This is a genomic window from Corynebacterium sp. KPL2838 (assembly GCF_040225455.1).
GTDB classification, from domain to species: domain Bacteria; phylum Actinomycetota; class Actinomycetes; order Mycobacteriales; family Mycobacteriaceae; genus Corynebacterium; species Corynebacterium rhinophilum.
This window is the reverse complement of the sequence record NZ_JBEHFT010000079.1, coordinates 1-792: the sequence shown is the minus strand read 5'-3', so window position 1 is coordinate 792 and position 792 is coordinate 1. Positions and strand designations below refer to the sequence as shown.

The window sequence follows — 792 nt, the reverse complement described above, 5'->3', positions numbered from 1 at the left end:
TGTTATGTCCATGAGGTTTTTGGACTTGGAGTCCAGCTACTTTGTGGACTCGGAGTCTAGGGACTTTGTGGACGCGGAGTCTCTCCGCTTTTTGGGCGGGGAGTCCACGGAGTTTTTGTACTGGTGCTAGTTTGGCTTCTTCCGGCGGCTTGGCCGTGGCCCAGAGAGGTTGGGTTTTAGCTCTGGGGGTTGTCGGTGCCACATGCCGACAACGTGGTTTATGTTGATTTGACCGCCGGGTGGACGCTGATTCAGTTGGATCGGTAGCGGAAATGAAAACAGTTTCTCACCGTCGTGATCAGTAAAAAATTCCACATAGTCATCGGCTACGCTGCTGTAGATGGCTCGATTTTTGAAGCGCAGCCCGACGTAGAGGCCGTGTCCCATAACGCGTACCACCCCGCTTTTGTTGATCCACAGCTTGTCCGGGATAGGCCAGAGTGCATTTACACCGGTAGGGCTTGGCATTACGGTTGAGGAATCGGCATGGGGTGTATCTTGCTGGATCGCCTGAGTGTCGTTACTTGGTGCCCTGTCTGAAGCTGCAACTTCAGGCAGGGCATTATCTGTCGCGACCACTGTGTCGGCTGCTAAGGCATCTGCCTGGTTGTCGGGGTGAATCCGGTGATATTGTTTCGCGATTTTTGTCCATAAAACATCTGGGTCAATCGGCTGCGTCGGTGGCTGGGCATGCGAGATAATCTCCCAGGCTTTCGCTGGGGTGATGTGCATCTTGCCCCTGAGAAGTCCTTGGTGGCGACGGCGTGTGTTGTAGAAGTTGCGGTAGTCGAC

1 pseudogene is annotated in these 792 nt (G+C 54.2%); it reads right to left on the bottom strand.

Features of this window, described 5'->3' with window-relative positions:
* Positions 1 to 126 precede the first annotated feature (126 nt).
* Positions 127 to 792 (bottom strand): annotated as a pseudogene (locus tag ABRP98_RS11740) (transposase); the annotation flags it as partial.